Raw genomic sequence first — 18,496 nt, forward strand, 5'->3', positions numbered from 1 at the left:
AATTTATTTTTGCTTTTCAATCATTTTAATAATGTCCTCAAGCTCTTCTGTCGATATTTTTTGTTCTTTGGCAAAAAAAGAAACCAACTCCTTATACGAGTTCTCGAAGTAACTCTTAACCACCCCCGACATAAATGCTTTTTTATAATCGTCTTCCTTTATCTTGGGCGAATACACATAAACATTTGCATACCGCTTCGCATTCAGGTAGCCTTTTTTCTCCAAATTGCGAACCACCGAAGCCACAGTAGTATATGGAGGTCGGGGCTCTTCCATTATATTTACAATATCTTTTACAATGCATTCCTTTAGTTGCCAGATGTGCAACATTATCCCTTCCTCCTGATTTGTTAACTTTTCCATAGCGAAACTATTATTTCATCACAAATCTACGAAACTTTCGTAGATTTACAAATAAATAATTACTTTTTTTATTATTTAAACTAAATATATTATTGAAATACTTTTCTGAAGCAGGAAACAAATTATTTTGTTAGCTTGTACAAAACAGGCAACGTAAAGTATACAGGCACAGGCTTACCATCTTGCATACCCGGAATCCAGTCGGGCATTGCTTCCACTACACGTATAGCTTCGGCATCGCAAGCCTTATCCAAACCCCTCATAACTACGATATCAGTAACCTTACCCTCGGCAGATACAACAAACCTCACAATCACTCGCCCTTCAATACCCTTTTCAATAGATTCTTGGGGATATTTAAGGTTACGACCAATAAATTTAAGGAGTGCCTCATGTCCTCCCCGAAACTGAGGCATTACATCTACTTGAACATAAGGCATCACAGAATCATCATCAGGCAATAACGATTCTAAATCCGGATATTCATTTACCTCCGGCTCAATAACAGAATTATCCGGTTGATTATATGTGTCAGTGTCAAATTCTTTTTTATCCAAATTAGTCCAAATTATATAAGTAAAATAAGATGCGAAGAACACACATAATACAGGAACAATAAATACAATAATATTACTTACAAGGCTTTTTTTCTTCTTCATTTCCATTCAGATAATAAAGGTTCTAATTTTTTAATTTATTCAATTCTGACGTACGGGTTGGATATATCTTACGAAGTTGTTCGTATACTGTCTTTTTTTCTTCATTAGATGACTCTGAGCAAATATCAACTATTTCCTTTAATTTGGCATCTCCATAAAATAGAAATATGGGAGAAGATGGACGTGACGAATATATTTTCTGTAATTCGCCTAACGATGTCAATATTTTAGTTCGCCCACGGCTAACATTCGACGACATTTCGTCTAAACCCAACCGATGGTAATCGTACCACATCTGATGAAAAACAGAGCCATCCTCACTCAAGGCCAACGCCAAAGCATAACGGTTACGGTCGTTTTCGAATGGAGTCCAACCCTTAGTGTTTAGAGACTGCGATATGTTTACGATATTCATAGCCGTTTGAAAATAAGTTTTGCCACCATTCAACGAAAACGAATCGAAGTCGATACCAAGAATAATATTTGCATAAAATGCTACAATTGCAACCAGATTATTCTCTATCATATTTTCATTATACTCCAATTGTTCACCCTGAGTATAACTAAATTCAACATCTACATCCTTGTAATTAAACATAGGTGTAGCATAAGTAGCATTATACACCGGACGTCGTGAGTTAACCTGCAATTCGGCAAGATAAGTACTACCATCCGAAACCGAATTCAAAGTAAAAACAAAGTTGCAATCAATACGTTCGTTCATACTAAAGGTGTTGCTAGTCCACTGCTTTTCGTTCAGCAATTGCATCAAAGCTCCTTCCAACGATGTAAACACCTCTTTATCTACCCCCTGAATCTTAGCACTATTAATTGTAACTTTTGCATTAAGTTCCTGCGCCTTAACAATCTGAGACGAAAGTACAAAAAAGGAAAATAATATAATTAAAATATATTTTAGCATACACATTTTATTTTAGACCATACGTAACACTTAACACCTTAAACTCTGTCCGCCGATTTATCTGATCGGCTATTTCTTGTTGTTCCGGTGTTAAGGTATCTATAAACTCTTCATTCAGAATATCTCCTTCCTTCAGGAAATCGTTCTTTTTTACCAAATTTTTTGTAACAACCTTAGGTTGAGACTCCCCATAGCCTACTGCAACTAAACGGTCGGTTGCTATACCTTTTTTTATCAGATAATCAATCACCGACTGCGCCCGACGTAAAGATAAACGCTGGTTATACTCGTCCGACCCTTTTCTGTCGGTATGAGCCGATAATTCAATTGTTACATTCGGATTAAGATTTAATAGTTCTATTAATTCATCCAAAGCAACCATTGATTCTGGGCGCAAAGTAGCTTTGTCGAAATCGTAAAATATATTTTCAATTATATTCGGCTTATTTATCGAATACAACACAAAATCGACATAATACAAGGTATCTTTTTCTAAGTCGATTGTCGATAAATCCATTTTCGAGTTCAAATATCCCGGAGCATTAGCCAATAAAACATAATCTACTCCTCTATCTACCTGCAAACGATAAGTTCCATCAACTTTACCCTGAAATTTTTCATTCGTTCCATCCTTACCCACAACCCTTATTGTTGCATTCGGCACAAACTCATCGTCTTTATCTACAATGTAACCCTCAAGCGTAATTCTGGCTGTAGGATATTCAAAAGTAAAAATATGATCGTACCCTTTTGCATCACCTCTGTTCGAGCTAAAAAAACCGGCTTCCACTTCCCCTGCAAAAGTCATCCCAAAGTCGTCACCATACGAGTTTAGCGGATACCCCATGTTTTTAATACTCCATTTCTTATTCGAATTAAATGTCGCTTTAAAAATATCCAGCCCTCCCATTCCGGGATGACCATCCGACGAAAAATACAGTGTGGTGTCGTTTCTCATATTCGGAAACATTTCGTCGCCTGCTGTATTTATCTCGGGGCCCAGATTCTCTATATAGTCAACTTCGTCGCCAAACAATCGGGCACGCCAAATATCCTTACCTCCATATCCACCTTTCATGTCGGACACAAAATACAAATATTCGCCCGATGGGCAGGGCGAAGGATGTGCAAACATTGCAAGGGTATCTTTCGACAATAACATAGGTTGTCCTTTAGACCAAGAACCGCCACCACGACGTGATATGTATATTAACGTTGCTGTCGATTTTTCAGGGTCCATAGGGCTGAATGAATAATACATCGTATTTCCGTCGGGCGAAAAGGCCGGAGTACCTTCATCAAACTCGGTATTTAAGCCCTCAACCTGTTCCGGTTTAATCCACTTGCCATTCTCATCCTTACGCGAATAATAGATATCGTTGTATTTCAAACCTGTAATTGTACTTTTTTCGTCGCCTAAAGACTCATCCCTGCTGGATGTAAAATACACATCTTCGTAAGAGGGAGGCAAAAGCATAGGGCTGAATTCGCTCCGCCGTGAATTGAATAATTCCATACGCGAAACGGTATAGCGGGTTGGGTTGTTTTTCATATTTAAAGCCATTTTGGCTCCTGCTACCCCTTCTTGAGCAAAACGATTATCGGGAAAATGTTTCAGAAATCTGTCATATTGCTCTACTGCCAATTTGTAATCGCCATTTTTATGTAACACCCTTGCATATTGGAGCGCCAATATACTATCGTGAGGCAAATAACGCACTGCGTTCATATATGCAGCTTTCGATCGGGCAATATTGTTACTAAGGCGATAACACTCGCCCATTTTATAAGCAACTTCTCCACGCAGTTCACGCTTTTTAGGAGATGTTTTCTGGTATATTTTCCGGTACATCGATGCAGCCTCGAAATATTCCCCCTGAGCAAAGCGTTTGTCCGCATCACTCAATTTTACCTGTTTACACGAAAAGGTTACAAAAGCACACCCTATCAGTAATAATATATATGTTTTTAACGATTTCAATATATCACAATTTTGCAAAACAAAGTTATAAATATAACTGATTTTTCGCTCAATTATTGTTAATAATAAACTATTTAATTCAATAAACCCGAACTATCTGTAATGCTTATTTCGGGGATGATGTTCAATTATTTCCTGACGAAGGAACTCCCTGTCCATATGAGTATAGACTTCTGTTGTTGTAATTTTTTCATGTCCTAGCATTTGCTGTATAGCCCTGATATTTGCGCCCCCTTCGAGCAAATGGGTTGCAAAAGAATGGCGGAATGTATGAGGACTTATATTCTTTTTTATTCCGGCTTCCTCGGCATATTGCTTTATAAAATGAAATACCATTATGCGGGAAATAGCTGTTCCTCTTTTACTTAGAAAAAGAATATCCTCATGACCTTTTTTTGCCAACATCTGATTTCGATCCAACATATAGTTGGTTATTTCTTTAGCAGCAGTTGGCGATATTGGCACCAAGCGTTGTTTACTCCCTTTTCCCTCAACCTTAATGAATCCTTCGTCAATAAACAAGTCCATAAATCGCAGACTTGTAAGTTCTGATATTCGCAACCCACAGCCATATAGTACTTCCAGAATAGCTTTATTGCGCCGCCCTTCTATTGTCGATAGATCAATTATCTTTATTATGTCATTAATTTCGCCGACAGAAAGAACAACAGGAAGTTTCATTCCAACCTTAGGTGTCTCCAATAATTCGGTAGGGTCTTCACTTATATAACCATCGAGAGTTAGAAAGCCATAAAACGACTTTATGCCCGAAATTACACGAGCCACCGAACGGGCATTAATACCCAAATCGTAAAGTTGTGCTACAAATTGTTGTAAATGATCGAGAGTCACATCTTCAGGTCTAAGATTTTCTTGTTCGAGAAAATTGAATAATTTATCAACATCTTCCATATACGCCGAAATGGAATTCTTCGATAAAGCCTTCTCTAACAATAAATAAGTCTTGTATTTTGTAACAACCGATTTGTTAGTCATTTTACTCTGATTTTTTACAAAGATATACAATATTCCCTCGAGTTTTATCATTATATTTGTAACCGGATATTCGGTAAAAAATAAATGAGGAGTATGGATTTTCTAAAAAAAGCAATCAGATATATTCGGAATAAATTCTCAACTGTTCAGTTGATTATAATTATAGGGATGATATTCTTCGCTTTTTTTATTGGCGATAGCAATATCTTCGCCCGGTTTTCGTACGACTCCGAAATAAGGGATCTGAAATCGGAAATAAAGTACTACAAAGAAAAAGCCACTGAAGATTCGATAAAACTAAACGAACTAAAATCGAGCAAAGAGAATATCGAGAAATTTGCCCGCGAAAATTATATGATGAAAAACGAGAATGAAGATATTTTCGTTATCGAATAACTTATCAGTTTAATGAATCCGAAATTAAAGAACGTACTATATCAACTCTCGGCCATAGTTATTTTATTGGCTGCCGTTTTATACAACTCTTTTCCTCAAATTGCTCCTTATGCTATGGGTGTTGGGGTTGCCGGATTTGGTGCTATAACCTTCACATCGCCATATCCGGGCGATAGCCTTAGAGGCCGACGCCTATTTAATATGCAGATATTTGCAGTCTTATTTATGATTATATCGACATACCTGATGTTTGTTAACAGAAACGAATGGATTGTACCTTTACTTATATCGGGAATACTTATTCTGTACAGCAGTATATTTATCGGGCGCGAATTAGAGAAAGAGAAAAAAGAGAAGGAAAAACAAAGCTAAAAATCGCCATAATTTACCTGAAAGCATGGCAATCCTATTTCTTTACGCCACATATCAACAACCTGATTTCTGTCTTCCAACACAAATTCGACGAAATACTTATTATATATTTCAGTCATAAAAACTTCATATTTCGTAACAGCATCTTTTCGCATATCGCCATCTTTCCGCATCCATAGCCCATCATACAGAACATTGTGTATGCTTAAGAAACGTAAGGAAGGTTCTCTAAACCTTTCGTAGCGTCCGGTCAATAATAGTATTTTATAGCCTAAGCCCGAATAAATCTTCAATAAATTAGCTACCGATACATTTAGTATATCCTCATCTGCTTTGCTTGCATTATACGAAGGCCTTCCGTTCATTAAGGCTAGCGTTCCATCCAAATCGCAAATAATAGCTTTGGGTAATGTTTCATCCTGTTCCAAAACCTTCTCTGTATCTTCTATTTGCTTACGTTGCGATACATCAAACTTTTCGAGAAAGTTATCAAACTCTTTTATCCGCTTCGTCTGTGCTTTATCCGTTTTATCACTTATGTGTGCCTCGAATACTTTAAACGATATAGATGCCTGATGATTAAAACGAGTTATTAATTGTGTGTAATGATCTTCCTTAAATGTATCAATATCTAATACTACATTCGATTTTTTAGACAATAAGCCATTCACCGATGATAAAATCATTTCTGTTATCAGGTTCTCCTGTCTTACCCCCATCTTTATCTCCGAAAAATTTATCTGCCTGATTCCGTTACGATTAACAAACATCCAATTTTTTCCTGATTCAACCAACTTACGGGCAAACAAAACCTTTTCGTCGTCAGAAACTCCCAATAATACCAAAACATCTAACTGTTCATTTTCCATTGTTAGCAGATGCTTTAAGTTCGCAAAACCTCCCTAATTTATAAAAATCGAGAACGAATAATTGGGGATTCTCTCCTTTCAGATTTCGTACACATTCCCCCTTTACTATCCGAAAAAAGAATCGGAAAAGGCTGGTTAAATAAAACTTTTTAAGCAAATAGTAAGCTTTCAGAAGCTTTATTGAGTTTTCGGCACCTACATTTTTTAATTCAGGTTCGATTTGTAGCAAGTTGCCCAAGCTTAGATTTATTTTTTTTAAATACGATTCGGAAACTTCAAGTCCTGCATGTAATAAAGGATTGTCAATAAACGACATTTCGACACCGGCATATTTTAAACGGGCCCCAAACAGATCTTCCTCGTAACCATAATTCTTCAGATCGTCCGAAAAAGGATACGTCAACAGTAAATCCCTATATATAAGAATATTAAAACACGAATAATATTTACCAACACCTTCTTCTCGTTTTTTTCCGAATTTCCACCTCAACATATATTTCTTATCCGGACAAATATCGGTATACATACATCCTCCGAAACACACTACGTTGGGCTGACACATAACTATGTATCTTCGCAAAAAATCGGCGTTAGTTACAACAGCATCGCTATCCACAATAAGAAGATATGGATATTTGGCTAGTTTAGCCAATTCGTTACGCATTCTCGAAGACCCTATATTTACAGGATTTTCGATATATCTAACATTTCCAAGTTCGGTTAAAGGCCGGTTTTTGTCTTTAAACCCGGCATCCGACACATCATCAAGTAAAACAATTTCATATTCAACTTTCAATTGTTCGGCTTGGGCATGCAAATCGTTTACAAGCTTTCGGGCATCATAGTTATATATAGGTATGCAAATCGAGATCATCAAATACTATCCTCGTCTTTTCTAAAAATACTAAAATTTACACTTCCGTACACACGTCTTTCACTATATAACGGATATTTTGAGAAATCGTATTCTTTTGGGTGCTCCATTATGAAAATGCCGTCATCTTTTAACAATTTCTTATCGAAAACCAACTTTGGCACCTCCGGTAAAAATTTCAGGTCGTAAGGCGGATCGGCAAAAATAATATCAAACTGTTCTTTACAAACCTCCAGATATTTAAAAACATCCATTTTATACAACAACACCTCGTCTGCTTTTAAATCTGCAATGGTACGCTCAATGAATGAATAATTGATGGGCGATTTTTCGACACATACAACATGAGAACATCCTCTTGAAGCAAATTCGAGGCTAATACTTCCTGTTCCTCCAAATAAATCGAGGGCAGTGAGTCCATCCCAATCCACCATATTATTTAATACATTAAAAAGATTCTCTTTTGCAAAATCGGTAGTTGGCCTGGCTTTAAAATTTCTTGGTAAACTAATTCTTCGCCCTTTATATCTTCCACTGATTATTCTCATACTGATAAAATTGCAATATCAAGAGGAGCATCGATGCTCCGCTGTCCAAATTCGCTTATTTGTTCAAAATTTCCTACATCGTTTACATCGTCTACATACTCCCTTAACACGTTACGTATTTCGTTATTCGACGTATACCCATAGATAAATAACTTATCGCGGAGCTGGTCAAAACCGCAATTTTTCCAGATATTCAATATGTAATATATTAAATCTTGTTCTGTCTCTGCCTTATAAGTATGCCCCAACAATATACCGCCCTTTTTGCTAAAACATACAATATCGGTAAAATCGCCGTGAAAACAAATGAACATATTTCCGGCATCCTTTGCTTTTTTTCCATCAAAATAGTTCATCAATAAAGCACTATGATGATAAAAGACCGGAGCAGACAAACTTCGGTATAAAAACAGGTAAACAGGCTCCTCTATATCGAAAACCAATTGATTATTCTGAACAGGTTTTTCGTTTGTGAGTATGTGCATAACATCTTTGTGATGTGTAAAATTATACATATCCACAACTTTCGATTTTTCGTAGAAAGGAATAGGTATTAATTCATATCTTTGCGATACAAAAATAACGTTAGTCTGTTTAAAATTACTTGTCAGAAAATTGTGATCGAATATAATACGCTGAATATTATTGCTCAACGATGTTTCTTTCGCAAAAGACGTTTCAAGATAACAATAGCCATCATCAACACCGGGCTCATGTATAGAGAATGAAAAACCATTTGCTTTAACACGAATGTTCAGCACGTATTTTTCAGGTGTTCTCAAGTCTATATTATCGGGAAGAAACATACAGTTACTTTTTTTAATAATACAAATTTAGGAAAGTTATTTTTAAACACTAATTTTAAGGTTACAATTTATAGGAGATCAAACAACATTGGCACTTACAATCGACACATCGAACAGAGAGTTTAAGGATGCTTTAGACCTTATAAGCCGAACCCGTCAGTCTGTATTTCTTACGGGTAAAGCCGGAACAGGTAAATCGACATTTCTGAAGCACCTATGCGAAACTACACACAAAAAACATGTGGTACTTGCGCCTACTGGTATTGCCGCCATTAATGCAAACGGATCTACCTTGCACTCGTTTTTCAAGCTCCCATTCCGTCCGATGATGCCCGACGATCCCGATCTTAGTTTAAAAGACGGGCGCATATTCGATTTCTTTAAATATAAAAAAGAACATCGCAAAATAATTCAGGAAGTAGAGCTTATTATAATAGACGAAATATCGATGGTACGGGCTGATACCATAGACTGCATTGACCGTATATTAAGAGTATATTCTGGTAACATGCGTACCCCGTTCGGAGGTAAACAACTTGTATTTGTTGGCGATATTTTTCAGCTCGAACCCGTTGTCACGAACGACTCGAAGGATATTATCAACCACTTCTACCCTACTCCGTTTTTCTTTTCGGCCAATGCTTTTAAAGAAATAAACCTTGTACCTATAGAGTTTACTAAAATATACAGGCAGTCTGACAAAGTGTTTATTTCGATACTCGATAAAATACGAACAGGAAATGTTGGAGCAACAGAACTTCAATTATTGAATAAACAACAAAACTCTTCATTCAATCCGTCTTCGGACGAAATGTATATAACCCTTGCAACCCGTCGCGACAATGTAGATCAGATAAACGAACGGAAGATGAACGAATTGCCCACTTCCGAATTTGTCAGCTTTGGTGTTGTTGATGGCGATTTTCCGGAATCGAGCTTACCTACCGCAAAAGAACTTGTATTAAAGGAACAGGCTCAGGTTATGTTCATCCGTAACGACTTACAATGGCCTCGCCGTTGGGTTAACGGATCGTTAGGTGTTATTTCGCACATCGACGATATAGACAGGGTATATGTATTAATGGAAGATGGCCGTGAAGTTTTAGTAGAACTGGAAACTTGGCGGAATTACCGTTATCGCTACAACGAAGAAGAAAAAAAGATAGAAGAAGAGATAATAGGAACATATACCCAACTGCCACTAAAAGCTGCATGGGCTATAACAGTACACAAAAGTCAAGGATTAACATTCAGCAGAGTTATTGTAGACCTCACAGGCGGAACTTTTGCAGGTGGGCAAGCATATGTGGCCTTAAGCCGATGTACGTCGCTCGAAGGTATGGTGTTGAGAAAACCGATAAACCGATCCGATATTTTTGTGCGGCCCGAGATCGTTGAATTTAGTAAGCGTTTCAACAACCAACAATTAATACATAAGGCCTTAAAAGAATCGGATGCCGATTATTGGTACTTGCAAGCCACCAGACAGTTTGATGACGGAGACTACGAAAACTGCCTTAACTCGTTTTTCAAAGCAATACATGCACGATACGACATAGAGAAACCTTTATCGAGACGATACCTTCGCAAAAAACTACATGTTATATCTGCGCTAAAACAGCAAAATAGTGAGCTAAAAGATAAAATGCATGAACAAACGCGCGCACTAAAAAAATACGCAAAAGAGTATTATTTACTTGGTAACGAATGCATTGTGTCGTACAAAGATTATAGAGCAGCACTGGCAAACTTTAACAAAGCATTGGAACTAGACCCTACTTATGTAGATACATGGGTAAGAAAAGGAGTTACGTTATACGATACAAAAGACTATTACGAAGCCGATATTTGTTTCAATAAAGCAGTAAGCCTTAGCCCCTTGTTATTTAAAGCATTGTACAACAGAGGTAAAAACAGGTTGGCTATGAACGAACCCGAACTTGCTATAAACGACCTGTCGAAAGCATCGACAATAAAGCCTAAACACGCTGCCTGCCACGAATATCTTGCTGAAGCATACACTTCGGTCGGCAATGAAGAACTGGCAGAAAGGCATGCATTAATAGCTCGTGCATTACGAGGCGAAAAAGATGACGAATAAGATATGGAAGCATTAAAAGGTAAAAAAGTTTTGGTTACAGGCGGAGCAAACGGCATAGGCAGGGAAATAGTAAATTTCTTTTGTAGAGCCGAAGCAATTGTCGCCTTCTGCGATATAGATAAAAAAGCCGGAGAAAAATTAGAACAGGAATTAAGCATTCACAATTGTCGGTTTATACATGCCAATGTTTCACAGAAATCAGATGTCATTAACCTGATGGAAGGCTTATTTTCCCTATGGAACGATATAGACATAATTATCAATAATGTTGGCATTGGTTTATTTGCCCCTATCGAAGATATAGATATTGAAGATTTCGAACGTGTTATAAACATTAATTTGCGTACGGCATTTATTACCTCGAAAATGTTGGCCGAACAGCGTTCTAAAAACAACAATGCACTATACGGGCGTATAATAAACATAGCCTCGACACGCTACCTAATGAGCGAGCCCAACAGCGAAGCGTATGCCGCATCGAAAGGCGGATTGGTTTCTCTTACACATGCTTTGGCTGCATCGTTAGCTAAATATAAAATCACAATCAATTGTATCAGTCCGGGATGGATTGAGAACGGCGACTATAGCAAATTAAGTCAAACAGATCATTTGCAACATTTCTCAGGAAGAGTGGGTCTGCCTGCCGATATAGCACGCTACTGTATATTTTTATGTCAACCCGAAAATGATTTTATTAACGGGCAAAATATCGTTATAGATGGAGGTATGACAAAGAAAATGATATACACAGAATAACACCAGATATTCTATCTACATAGAATAACACCTATCTCAGAATATACGATTACGTGTATTTCTAAAAAACCTGACATACCTGACGATTTTATTGTTTTCTCACTCCTTTATATATCCTCAATGAGGAGATTTTTATTCTTTAATTATATTCGCAGCCTTACTTATTATTTCTGCGCATGATCGAAAATCACTTGTAGGAGCAGTATAATTTTAAAGAACATTTGTATGTTTCAATTCTATCAACATAGAATTTTATACCTTCTGCAATGCATTAAAAAGCTAACAAAAACAAAACCTGACAAAACTGACGGTTTTTAGGTTATTTTCTCATTGCATTTTTCCGTACACCCATCTTCCTTCTTTTTTCTTTCCATTAGCAAAATAATAGGTTCCCTTTCCATGAAATTCTGCATTATGAAATTGCCCCTCGTAGCGCCATCCTTCATGCGAATAATATGTGCCATATCCTGTTGCCCGATCTTTATCCCAGTCGCCCACATATTTATTTCCGCTTCGCCATGTATAAGTACCTTTTCCGTGCTTCTGTTCGAGGCTATTTACATATCCTTCATATTTTTCGCCCGACGGATAATTTATAGTTTTATATTGTGGTCCCGATGGTGGTTGTATTTTTTCCTGTTGTTGTTGTTTTTCCACTTTTTTAGTTTCCGACACTTTTGGTTGTTCTGTTTCTTTTTCCTTATTTATGGGAGCAACCTCTACTACTTCTTCTTCTACATCATCATTAATAGCAACAACTTCGTCTGTATTATCTGAGTTATTTTCCACATCTTCTATTACGGCATCTAATGTTTCAACTTCTATAACATTTACATTAGGATCGGCAACATTATTATCAATGGTAATAACCTCTGTTTCGTCAGCAATTTCGTCAGTATTCTTGCCCGAAAAATATTTATACCCTATGGCTGCAAGCAGAATTACCACCAATATAAAGATAATTATTATTAAAATATTACTTTTCTTCTTTTTAGGTACTGGCAGATCTTGACGGTTTTCCGATACCTGTGAGGATGGAACGGGGGTTGTTTGCACAGTTGTACTTACTTCATTATCCTGAGGCATTGTCGCATTATTCGTCACACTCGAAGGTACTGTTACATCCTGAATATTTTCATATCCGTTTACAGACGAAATAAGCCCTATTGCATATGCCAAACTATCAATAATATAATCGGCAGTTTCCATATCCAGATTATTAGCATTCTGAAAATATTTCTTCAAGGCATTACATTTCGATTCAACCATCGAAATATTGTAGTCACGTAAATTATATAAATCCGATGCAATATTATCTTCTATAGCTAATATGAAACGATTCTTTTCTTCCGATTCGTTCAGATATTGTTGAGCAAGTTCCGTTAAACGAATTTTCTCTGCTTCACTAAAAATATCTATACCGAATTTATCGGATAAAAGCTTAAAAATTTCATGTGGACGTCCCGTAATCGACAAAACTTCTTGTTCTGTACTATTTTCTGTACTATTCTGAGCTACATCTTCTTCTGTTGTTACAGAAGAAGTCTCGTTCTGCTCTGTTGCTTCACTTACAATATTCAGTTTTTTACATTCGGGACACACAACTATGCTCCCATTTGTTATATCCAATTCTGCTCCGCAGTGCTTACACCTCATGCGTTCTTAAGTTTAAATGTTTGTGCCACAAAAATAATTGAAATTACTAATTTAAACAGAAACAGGCTTAAAACTTTTTTTTATATCTAATGTTCAATGTATATACTATTATATAAACCATATATTTTGTAGGTTTGTATTTAAACAGATTTGTAATATGAAAAAAGTATTATTGGGGTATAAGTTCAGGCATGAAGGATTTGAAGATATTGAAAATGAATTTGAGTTCACATACCCCGAATCGGAATATTTCAGAAAAGAAGAGTTACTGGAAATGCTGGCCGATTACGATGTTTTTGTTCCCAGTTTTAAATACTTAACCGACCGTGAATTGATAGACAGGGGTAGCAAGCTGAAACTTATTGCTAATTTTGGCGTCGGTTATAATAACATAGACACTGAATATGCTGCCCGGAAAGGAATAACAGTAACAAACACCCCGAATGCAGTATTAGAACCTACTGCCGAATTGTGTTTTGCGTTGTTAAATGCAACCGCCCGTCGTATTGCTTTCTACGACAGGCATCTGCGTATATCTCAAGGTCTCGGTTGGGGGCTTTACGATAATCCCGGTGTTGGTTTATATGGAAAAACCTTAGGGATATATGGCATGGGACGTATAGGTCAAGCAGTTGCCCGACGTGCGATAGCTTCGGGTATGAATATTATTTACCACAACAGGCATGCTTTACCAAAAGATATAGAAGAAAAATATTCGGCCCGTTATGTATCGTTCGATGAATTACTTCGCAACTCGGATTTTATTTCTCTGAATGCACCGGCAACACCAGAAACCCGCCATTTGATTAATAGGGAGCAACTGCAAAAAATGAAACCATCGGCTATACTCATTAATACAGCCAGAGGAAGCCTTGTTGATGAAGAAGCACTAGTTGAAGCTTTATCGAACAATACAATATTAGCCGCAGGACTGGATGTATATGAAAACGAACCCAAAATACGTCCCGAATTTAAAATGCTGGAAAATGTAGTGTTACTACCTCATACAGGAACTCAAACTATAGATGCGCGTATAGCTATGCAACGCGAAGTTGCACAAAATATATCAGCCTTCTTTTCGGGGGGAATTATCTCTAAAGTAAATTAACGCACTACACTCCTTAAAAAAACAAAGCCGCTCAATTGATAATTTGAACGGCTTTTATATTTCGGTAAATAACTATTATTGAGCATTTTCGAACTGTTCGAGAAAACGTGTATCGTTTTCCGAGAACATGCGTAAGTCTTTTACCCTGTATTTCAGATTAGTAATACGTTCTACACCCATACCAAGAGCATAACCCGAATATACTTTACTATCTATTCCGCAATTATCCAGAACATTAGGATCGACCATACCACACCCCAATATTTCTACCCAACCTGTATGTTTACAAAACGGACAACCTTTTCCGCCACAAATGTTACACGAAATATCCATTTCGGCACTTGGTTCAGTAAACGGGAAATATGATGGGCGCAAACGTATCTTAGTTTCGGGGCCGAATAATTCTTTCGCCAAAAATAACAATGCTTGTTTAAGATCGGCAAACGATACATCTTTATCAATATATAAAGCTTCAACCTGATGAAAGAAACAATGTGCACGGTACGAAATAGCTTCGTTACGATATACCCGACCGGGACAAATTATACGTATCGGTGGTTGCTGCTTTTCCATTACACGAATTTGAACCGAAGACGTATGTGTACGCAATACCGTTTCGGGATTTCGGGCGATAAAAAATGTATCCTGCATATCGCGTGCAGGGTGATCGTCTGCAAAGTTCAGAGCTGAAAACACATGCCAATCATCCTCTATTTCAGGTCCTTCCGCAATAGAAAAACCTAATCGTTTCAAGATATCGCAAATCTCATTTTTCACAATTGAAAGAGGATGACGAGTACCGAAAGGAACAGGATAAGCAGTACGGGTAAGATCGATAGAATCATCCACACTACCACTATTCTCCAAAGCCTCTTTCAGATCATTTATACGAGCCTGAGCCTTTTCTTTCAATTGATTCAACATCATGCCAACCTCACGTTTTTGCTCTGCCGGAACATTACGGAAGTCATTCATTAACATCGACACTTCACCTTTTTTGCTCAGATATTTTATCCTCAGAGCCTCCAGTTCTTCAACGTTGCCAGCCTTTATATTTTCGACTTCGGCAAGCAATGTGTTTATCTTTTCAATCATTGTATTTTAATTGAGTCTGTTTACTTTAAGAGATGCAAAAATACGCTTTTCTTTCCAAAATAGAAAAACATTAGTTCATCTAGTTACACTAATTTTCGAAATCATTGCCTCAAAATCACATCTTCGCTAATATCAGGAATATTAGACGTGCGTATGCGCCATTCCTGTGGATAAAGATTATTAGCCCTGTTTCCTATATTCTTCACAAAGCCTAAAGGTACATTCATATAACACACCAAAACATAACCCTTTGGCGCAGAATGGTCTAGAACTATAGTTTCTTTCCGAAGATATGCGATAGCAGTCTTCCAATCAAGCTCGTAGGAAGGGAATGTTTCTTTATTTATTTCAGAAGACATGGCTAATGAGTGAGCCGGAATAAAATCCTTACCTTTTAGCGTTCCTAATTGTACTCCACCTGATACAACCCGTAACATAGAAGATACCATTTCATACTCTGCCGCGAACTGTTCTGGTATGGCTTTCCAATTATCATTTTCCTGAAAGAAAGCATAATTTGCAGAATTCAATATGTAATCCTTATATATTCCATCCAATTGGGTCTTTTTTCCTTTCCTATCTTTCGATTTGTTTTTAGTTTTCAGATTTCCTGTAGGTTCTTCATCTGCATTCTTCTGTATCACAGCCAAAAAGAAACCTTCTCCTTTTGTTTTATGAGGAAGAAAGCGATATACAGGTAAATTACCCTTTAATGCCCCTGTTATATTCCAACTTTCCACAATAGCCAGTTCGATGGGACTTGCTCCCAAATTTTCACAAAACCAAAGCACATTGTCTTCATTTTCGTCGGCATTATACGTACATGTGCTGTAAATAAGCATACCTCCGGGTTTCAAAGCATTCCAAATATCAGCAACAATACGTTGTTGACGCTCCTTACACAGTTGCACATTAGCTTCCGACCATTCGGATAAGGCTGTTTCATCTTTTCTGAACATTCCTTCTCCCGAACATGGTGCATCAACCAATATCAAATCGAAAAAACTTGTAAGTTTTCCTATTTCAGACGGATCGTTATTTGTTACTATATTGTTCGCCTTACCCCACTTTGTTATATTTTCCGACAATATATTTGCCCGGCTACGTATCACTTCGTTCGAAACCAACAGGCTATTATCAGACAATAAAGACATTAACAATGTAGACTTGCCTCCGGGAGCAGCACACAAATCCAATACCTTTAATCCGTCCTTATTCGCCATACATTGACGAAAAGCCTGCTCTACAAACATTGAAGAAGCCTCTTGCGGATAATAACAACCAGCATGAAAAAGTGGATCGAAGGTAAATTTCGGACGCTTCGGCAAATAGTAGCCTGTATGACACCACCCTACTCTTTCGTTGTTTTTTAGCGGTTGGTTATATTTCATCGAATTTAAACGAATACTTATCGGAGTTTCCTCTGTTAAAGCGTTTTCGAAAGCATCCCATTCTTCACCCAGAAGAGGTTTTGTACGTTCGATAAATTGTGGAGGTAAATTCATTTATTGCCTAATCTTTTTTAGATTACCGATTCTTAATTCCATATATTAGGCAAAAGTATGTATTTTTGCACAAACAAAAACAATTTCAACGGCAAGAGATATATGCAAACTTCGCTTTTCCTTATTCCTGTTACTTTGGGAGATACTACAATAGATAAAGTTTTACCTGCTTATAACAGGGAAATAATACTACAGATAAAATATTTCATTGTAGAAAATATACGTTCGGCAAGACGTTTTTTAAAAAAAACAGATCAGTCGATAAATATTGACGAACTTACGTTTTTCGAACTGAACAAGCATACCAAATCCACCGACATCGATAATTATTTGCAACCCATGGCTAAAGGTTTTAATGTTGGAGTTATATCCGAGGCCGGATGTCCTGCTATTGCCGATCCGGGTGCCGATATTGTAGCCATTGCCCAACAAAAAAATTATAAAGTGGTGCCATTGGTTGGTCCTTCGTCTATACTTATGTCGTTGATGGCATCCGGCTTTAACGGACAAAGCTTTGCTTTTCATGGTTATCTTCCCATAGATGCAAACGAAAGGATTAAAACGATAAAGAACCTTGAGCAGCGTATATATAGCGAAAATCAGACACAGATATTCATAGAAACCCCTTACCGTAACGACAAACTGGTTGACGACATTATTAATAATTGCCGCCCATCAACTAAGCTTTGTATTGCTATGGATATTACTTGCGATGACGAGTTTATTAAAACATTACCTGTAAAAAACTGGATAAAGCAAAAACCTGATATGAATAAAAAACCCTGTATTTTTTTAATCTATAAATAATGCTCCTTAAAAGAACCACACCTCTCCATCATCGGACGAGGTGTATTTTTTTAATAAACTTTGCATTAACGCAACAGCTTCAGCCAAATTTTCCTTTCCTCCATATCCATTAAAGATAGCCAGTAAACTCGTAGTTTCTAAATCGAGCTTAGTACGCTCGTTATCGCTGGTTGGTGTTCCTATTCCACCCACATTATCGCGATACACAGGTAGCCCTTCAATGTTTAACAGTCCACGCCCAATTGCCTCATAAGGCTCATCAGTTTCTCCAACACCAAGAATTAATTTATCGCCCGATATCTTGTCGGCATCAAAACCACCTATCGAAAACCCTGTGCGGATAGAAACAAGATTTATTAGATCGACCAAAGTATTCACTTTATATAATGGTATGCCTCGTACAATCCGTCGGCATAAACTTTCGGCAGACGGACGATACCGATTCGGATCTTTTCCTAGTTTTTTATAAGCCTCGCGTGTAGCTTGTATTACCGGATTTGTTTTTATATCTTCAATTTTAAACTTCCCGATGTATTCCTGCGTATATTTCTCAATTTCGTTCCACAGCCCATCATTGTACAATGAATTTGAAACAGAAACCAATAATGCTGCACCAACAAACTGAGGGCAATTCTTTTTTATTTTATCAGAGACTTCTATTGTAAGCATATTCCGGATAATA

Annotated in this window: 19 protein-coding genes; 6 read left to right on the plus strand and 13 right to left on the minus strand. The window is 37.2% G+C overall.

Annotated elements, in window-relative coordinates; translation table 11 throughout:
• Positions 1–3: 3 nt before the first annotated feature.
• The 5 genes from D0T53_RS03620 to xerD all read right to left on the minus strand — a co-directional run bounded on the left by D0T53_RS03620 (position 4) and on the right by xerD (position 4,921).
• Positions 4–363 (minus strand): BlaI/MecI/CopY family transcriptional regulator, encoded by a 360-nt coding sequence (locus D0T53_RS03620; RefSeq protein WP_163265172.1) that lies wholly within the window; start codon positions 361–363, stop codon positions 4–6.
• Between the two features lie 122 nt (positions 364–485).
• The gene (locus D0T53_RS03625; RefSeq protein ID WP_163265174.1) at positions 486–1,022 is read right to left on the minus strand and encodes an energy transducer TonB; all 537 of its coding nucleotides are present in this window, start codon (positions 1,020–1,022) and stop codon (positions 486–488) included.
• A 22-nt stretch (positions 1,023–1,044) separates the two neighbouring features.
• Entirely contained in the window at positions 1,045–1,944 is a 900-nt protein-coding gene (locus tag D0T53_RS03630; RefSeq protein ID WP_163265176.1) for a DUF4835 family protein, read from the minus strand.
• Between the two features lie 7 nt (positions 1,945–1,951).
• Positions 1,952–3,925 carry an OmpA family protein gene (locus D0T53_RS03635; RefSeq protein ID WP_255489381.1) on the minus strand — a complete coding sequence of 658 codons (1,974 nt, stop codon included), beginning with the start codon at positions 3,923–3,925 and terminating at the stop codon, positions 1,952–1,954.
• 93 nt (positions 3,926–4,018) lie between these two features.
• Positions 4,019–4,921 carry a site-specific tyrosine recombinase XerD gene (gene xerD / locus D0T53_RS03640; protein WP_163265178.1) on the minus strand — a complete coding sequence of 301 codons (903 nt, stop codon included), beginning with the start codon at positions 4,919–4,921 and terminating at the stop codon, positions 4,019–4,021.
• Between the two features lie 93 nt (positions 4,922–5,014).
• On the opposite strand from xerD, the gene D0T53_RS03645 reads away from it, so the two are divergent.
• Positions 5,015–5,317 (plus strand): septum formation initiator family protein, encoded by a 303-nt coding sequence (locus D0T53_RS03645; RefSeq protein ID WP_163265180.1) that lies wholly within the window; start codon positions 5,015–5,017, stop codon positions 5,315–5,317.
• Positions 5,318–5,329: 12 nt separating this feature from the next.
• Positions 5,330–5,689 (plus strand): hypothetical protein, encoded by a 360-nt coding sequence (locus tag D0T53_RS03650; RefSeq protein ID WP_163265182.1) that lies wholly within the window; start codon positions 5,330–5,332, stop codon positions 5,687–5,689.
• On the opposite strand, the gene D0T53_RS03655 is transcribed toward D0T53_RS03650, so the two are convergent.
• From D0T53_RS03655 to D0T53_RS03670, 4 genes are read right to left on the minus strand one after another with little or no spacing between them, the layout of a single operon-like run.
• Complete coding sequence (locus D0T53_RS03655) at positions 5,686–6,558, minus strand: polynucleotide kinase (RefSeq protein ID WP_163265184.1); 873 nt, start codon at positions 6,556–6,558, stop codon at positions 5,686–5,688. The two genes, D0T53_RS03650 and D0T53_RS03655, sit on opposite strands and share 4 nt — an antisense overlap.
• Entirely contained in the window at positions 6,548–7,432 is an 885-nt protein-coding gene (locus D0T53_RS03660) for a glycosyltransferase family 2 protein (RefSeq protein WP_163265186.1), read from the minus strand. The genes D0T53_RS03655 and D0T53_RS03660 overlap by 11 nt, the downstream gene beginning before the upstream one ends.
• Positions 7,432–7,980 (minus strand): RsmD family RNA methyltransferase, encoded by a 549-nt coding sequence (locus tag D0T53_RS03665; RefSeq protein WP_163265188.1) that lies wholly within the window; start codon positions 7,978–7,980, stop codon positions 7,432–7,434. Before D0T53_RS03665 ends, D0T53_RS03660 begins: the two co-directional genes overlap by 1 nt.
• Positions 7,977–8,786, minus strand: coding sequence for a DUF3822 family protein (locus D0T53_RS03670; RefSeq protein ID WP_163265190.1), 810 nt, complete (start codon positions 8,784–8,786; stop codon positions 7,977–7,979). Before D0T53_RS03670 ends, D0T53_RS03665 begins: the two co-directional genes overlap by 4 nt.
• A gap of 88 nt (positions 8,787–8,874) precedes the next feature.
• Here D0T53_RS03670 and D0T53_RS03675 point away from each other — a divergent pair, with 88 nt between their 5' ends.
• Positions 8,875–10,887, plus strand: coding sequence for an AAA family ATPase (locus D0T53_RS03675; RefSeq protein WP_163265192.1), 2,013 nt, complete (start codon positions 8,875–8,877; stop codon positions 10,885–10,887).
• Between the two features lie 3 nt (positions 10,888–10,890).
• Positions 10,891–11,643 (plus strand): SDR family NAD(P)-dependent oxidoreductase, encoded by a 753-nt coding sequence (locus D0T53_RS03680; protein ID WP_163265194.1) that lies wholly within the window; start codon positions 10,891–10,893, stop codon positions 11,641–11,643.
• A gap of 327 nt (positions 11,644–11,970) precedes the next feature.
• Here the strand turns inward: D0T53_RS03680 and D0T53_RS03685 are convergent, their stop codons facing one another.
• A complete protein-coding gene (locus D0T53_RS03685; RefSeq protein ID WP_163265404.1) occupies positions 11,971–13,299 on the minus strand; it encodes an MORN repeat-containing protein in 1,329 nt (442 codons plus the stop codon).
• Positions 13,300–13,456: 157 nt separating this feature from the next.
• Between D0T53_RS03685 and D0T53_RS03690 the strand changes: the two genes are divergently transcribed.
• Complete coding sequence (locus D0T53_RS03690; RefSeq protein WP_163265196.1) at positions 13,457–14,407, plus strand: NAD(P)-dependent oxidoreductase; 951 nt, start codon at positions 13,457–13,459, stop codon at positions 14,405–14,407.
• Positions 14,408–14,482: 75 nt separating this feature from the next.
• On the opposite strand, the gene pheS is transcribed toward D0T53_RS03690, so the two are convergent.
• The gene (pheS, locus tag D0T53_RS03695; protein WP_163265198.1) at positions 14,483–15,502 is read right to left on the minus strand and encodes a phenylalanine--tRNA ligase subunit alpha; all 1,020 of its coding nucleotides are present in this window, start codon (positions 15,500–15,502) and stop codon (positions 14,483–14,485) included.
• A gap of 101 nt (positions 15,503–15,603) precedes the next feature.
• Entirely contained in the window at positions 15,604–17,007 is a 1,404-nt protein-coding gene (locus D0T53_RS03700; RefSeq protein ID WP_163265199.1) for an rRNA cytosine-C5-methyltransferase, read from the minus strand.
• A 102-nt stretch (positions 17,008–17,109) separates the two neighbouring features.
• On the opposite strand from D0T53_RS03700, the gene D0T53_RS03705 reads away from it, so the two are divergent.
• Complete coding sequence (locus D0T53_RS03705; RefSeq protein WP_163265201.1) at positions 17,110–17,814, plus strand: SAM-dependent methyltransferase; 705 nt, start codon at positions 17,110–17,112, stop codon at positions 17,812–17,814.
• Between the two features lie 6 nt (positions 17,815–17,820).
• Here D0T53_RS03705 and D0T53_RS03710 read toward each other — a convergent pair whose 3' ends face one another.
• On the minus strand, positions 17,821–18,483 hold the full coding sequence (locus D0T53_RS03710) for a B3/4 domain-containing protein (RefSeq protein ID WP_163265203.1): 663 nt from the start codon (positions 18,481–18,483) through the stop codon (positions 17,821–17,823).
• Positions 18,484–18,496: the final 13 nt, after the last annotated feature.

Origin of the sequence: Dysgonomonas sp. 216 (assembly GCF_010501065.1) — a bacterium.
In the GTDB taxonomy this organism is placed as follows: domain Bacteria; phylum Bacteroidota; class Bacteroidia; order Bacteroidales; family Dysgonomonadaceae; genus QVMM01.

What these genes read in the sequence shown, in the direction of transcription:
- D0T53_RS03620 (WP_163265172.1), bottom strand. Translation starts at nt 363, where the DNA reads ATGGAAAAGTTAACAAATCAGGAGGAAGGGATAATGTTGCACATCTGG.
- D0T53_RS03625 (WP_163265174.1), bottom strand. Translation starts at nt 1,022, where the DNA reads ATGAAGAAGAAAAAAAGCCTTGTAAGTAATATTATTGTATTTATTGTT.
- D0T53_RS03630 (WP_163265176.1), bottom strand. Translation starts at nt 1,944, where the DNA reads ATGCTAAAATATATTTTAATTATATTATTTTCCTTTTTTGTACTTTCG.
- xerD (WP_163265178.1), bottom strand. Translation starts at nt 4,921, where the DNA reads ATGACTAACAAATCGGTTGTTACAAAATACAAGACTTATTTATTGTTA.
- D0T53_RS03645 (WP_163265180.1), top strand. Translation starts at nt 5,015, where the DNA reads ATGGATTTTCTAAAAAAAGCAATCAGATATATTCGGAATAAATTCTCA.
- D0T53_RS03650 (WP_163265182.1), top strand. Translation starts at nt 5,330, where the DNA reads ATGAATCCGAAATTAAAGAACGTACTATATCAACTCTCGGCCATAGTT.
- D0T53_RS03655 (WP_163265184.1), bottom strand. Translation starts at nt 6,558, where the DNA reads ATGGAAAATGAACAGTTAGATGTTTTGGTATTATTGGGAGTTTCTGAC.
- D0T53_RS03660 (WP_163265186.1), bottom strand. Translation starts at nt 7,432, where the DNA reads ATGATCTCGATTTGCATACCTATATATAACTATGATGCCCGAAAGCTT.
- D0T53_RS03665 (WP_163265188.1), bottom strand. Translation starts at nt 7,980, where the DNA reads ATGAGAATAATCAGTGGAAGATATAAAGGGCGAAGAATTAGTTTACCA.
- D0T53_RS03670 (WP_163265190.1), bottom strand. Translation starts at nt 8,786, where the DNA reads ATGTTTCTTCCCGATAATATAGACTTGAGAACACCTGAAAAATACGTG.
- D0T53_RS03680 (WP_163265194.1), top strand. Translation starts at nt 10,891, where the DNA reads ATGGAAGCATTAAAAGGTAAAAAAGTTTTGGTTACAGGCGGAGCAAAC.
- D0T53_RS03685 (WP_163265404.1), bottom strand. Translation starts at nt 13,299, where the DNA reads ATGAGGTGTAAGCACTGCGGAGCAGAATTGGATATAACAAATGGGAGC.
- D0T53_RS03690 (WP_163265196.1), top strand. Translation starts at nt 13,457, where the DNA reads ATGAAAAAAGTATTATTGGGGTATAAGTTCAGGCATGAAGGATTTGAA.
- pheS (WP_163265198.1), bottom strand. Translation starts at nt 15,502, where the DNA reads ATGATTGAAAAGATAAACACATTGCTTGCCGAAGTCGAAAATATAAAG.
- D0T53_RS03700 (WP_163265199.1), bottom strand. Translation starts at nt 17,007, where the DNA reads ATGAATTTACCTCCACAATTTATCGAACGTACAAAACCTCTTCTGGGT.
- D0T53_RS03705 (WP_163265201.1), top strand. Translation starts at nt 17,110, where the DNA reads ATGCAAACTTCGCTTTTCCTTATTCCTGTTACTTTGGGAGATACTACA.
- D0T53_RS03710 (WP_163265203.1), bottom strand. Translation starts at nt 18,483, where the DNA reads ATGCTTACAATAGAAGTCTCTGATAAAATAAAAAAGAATTGCCCTCAG.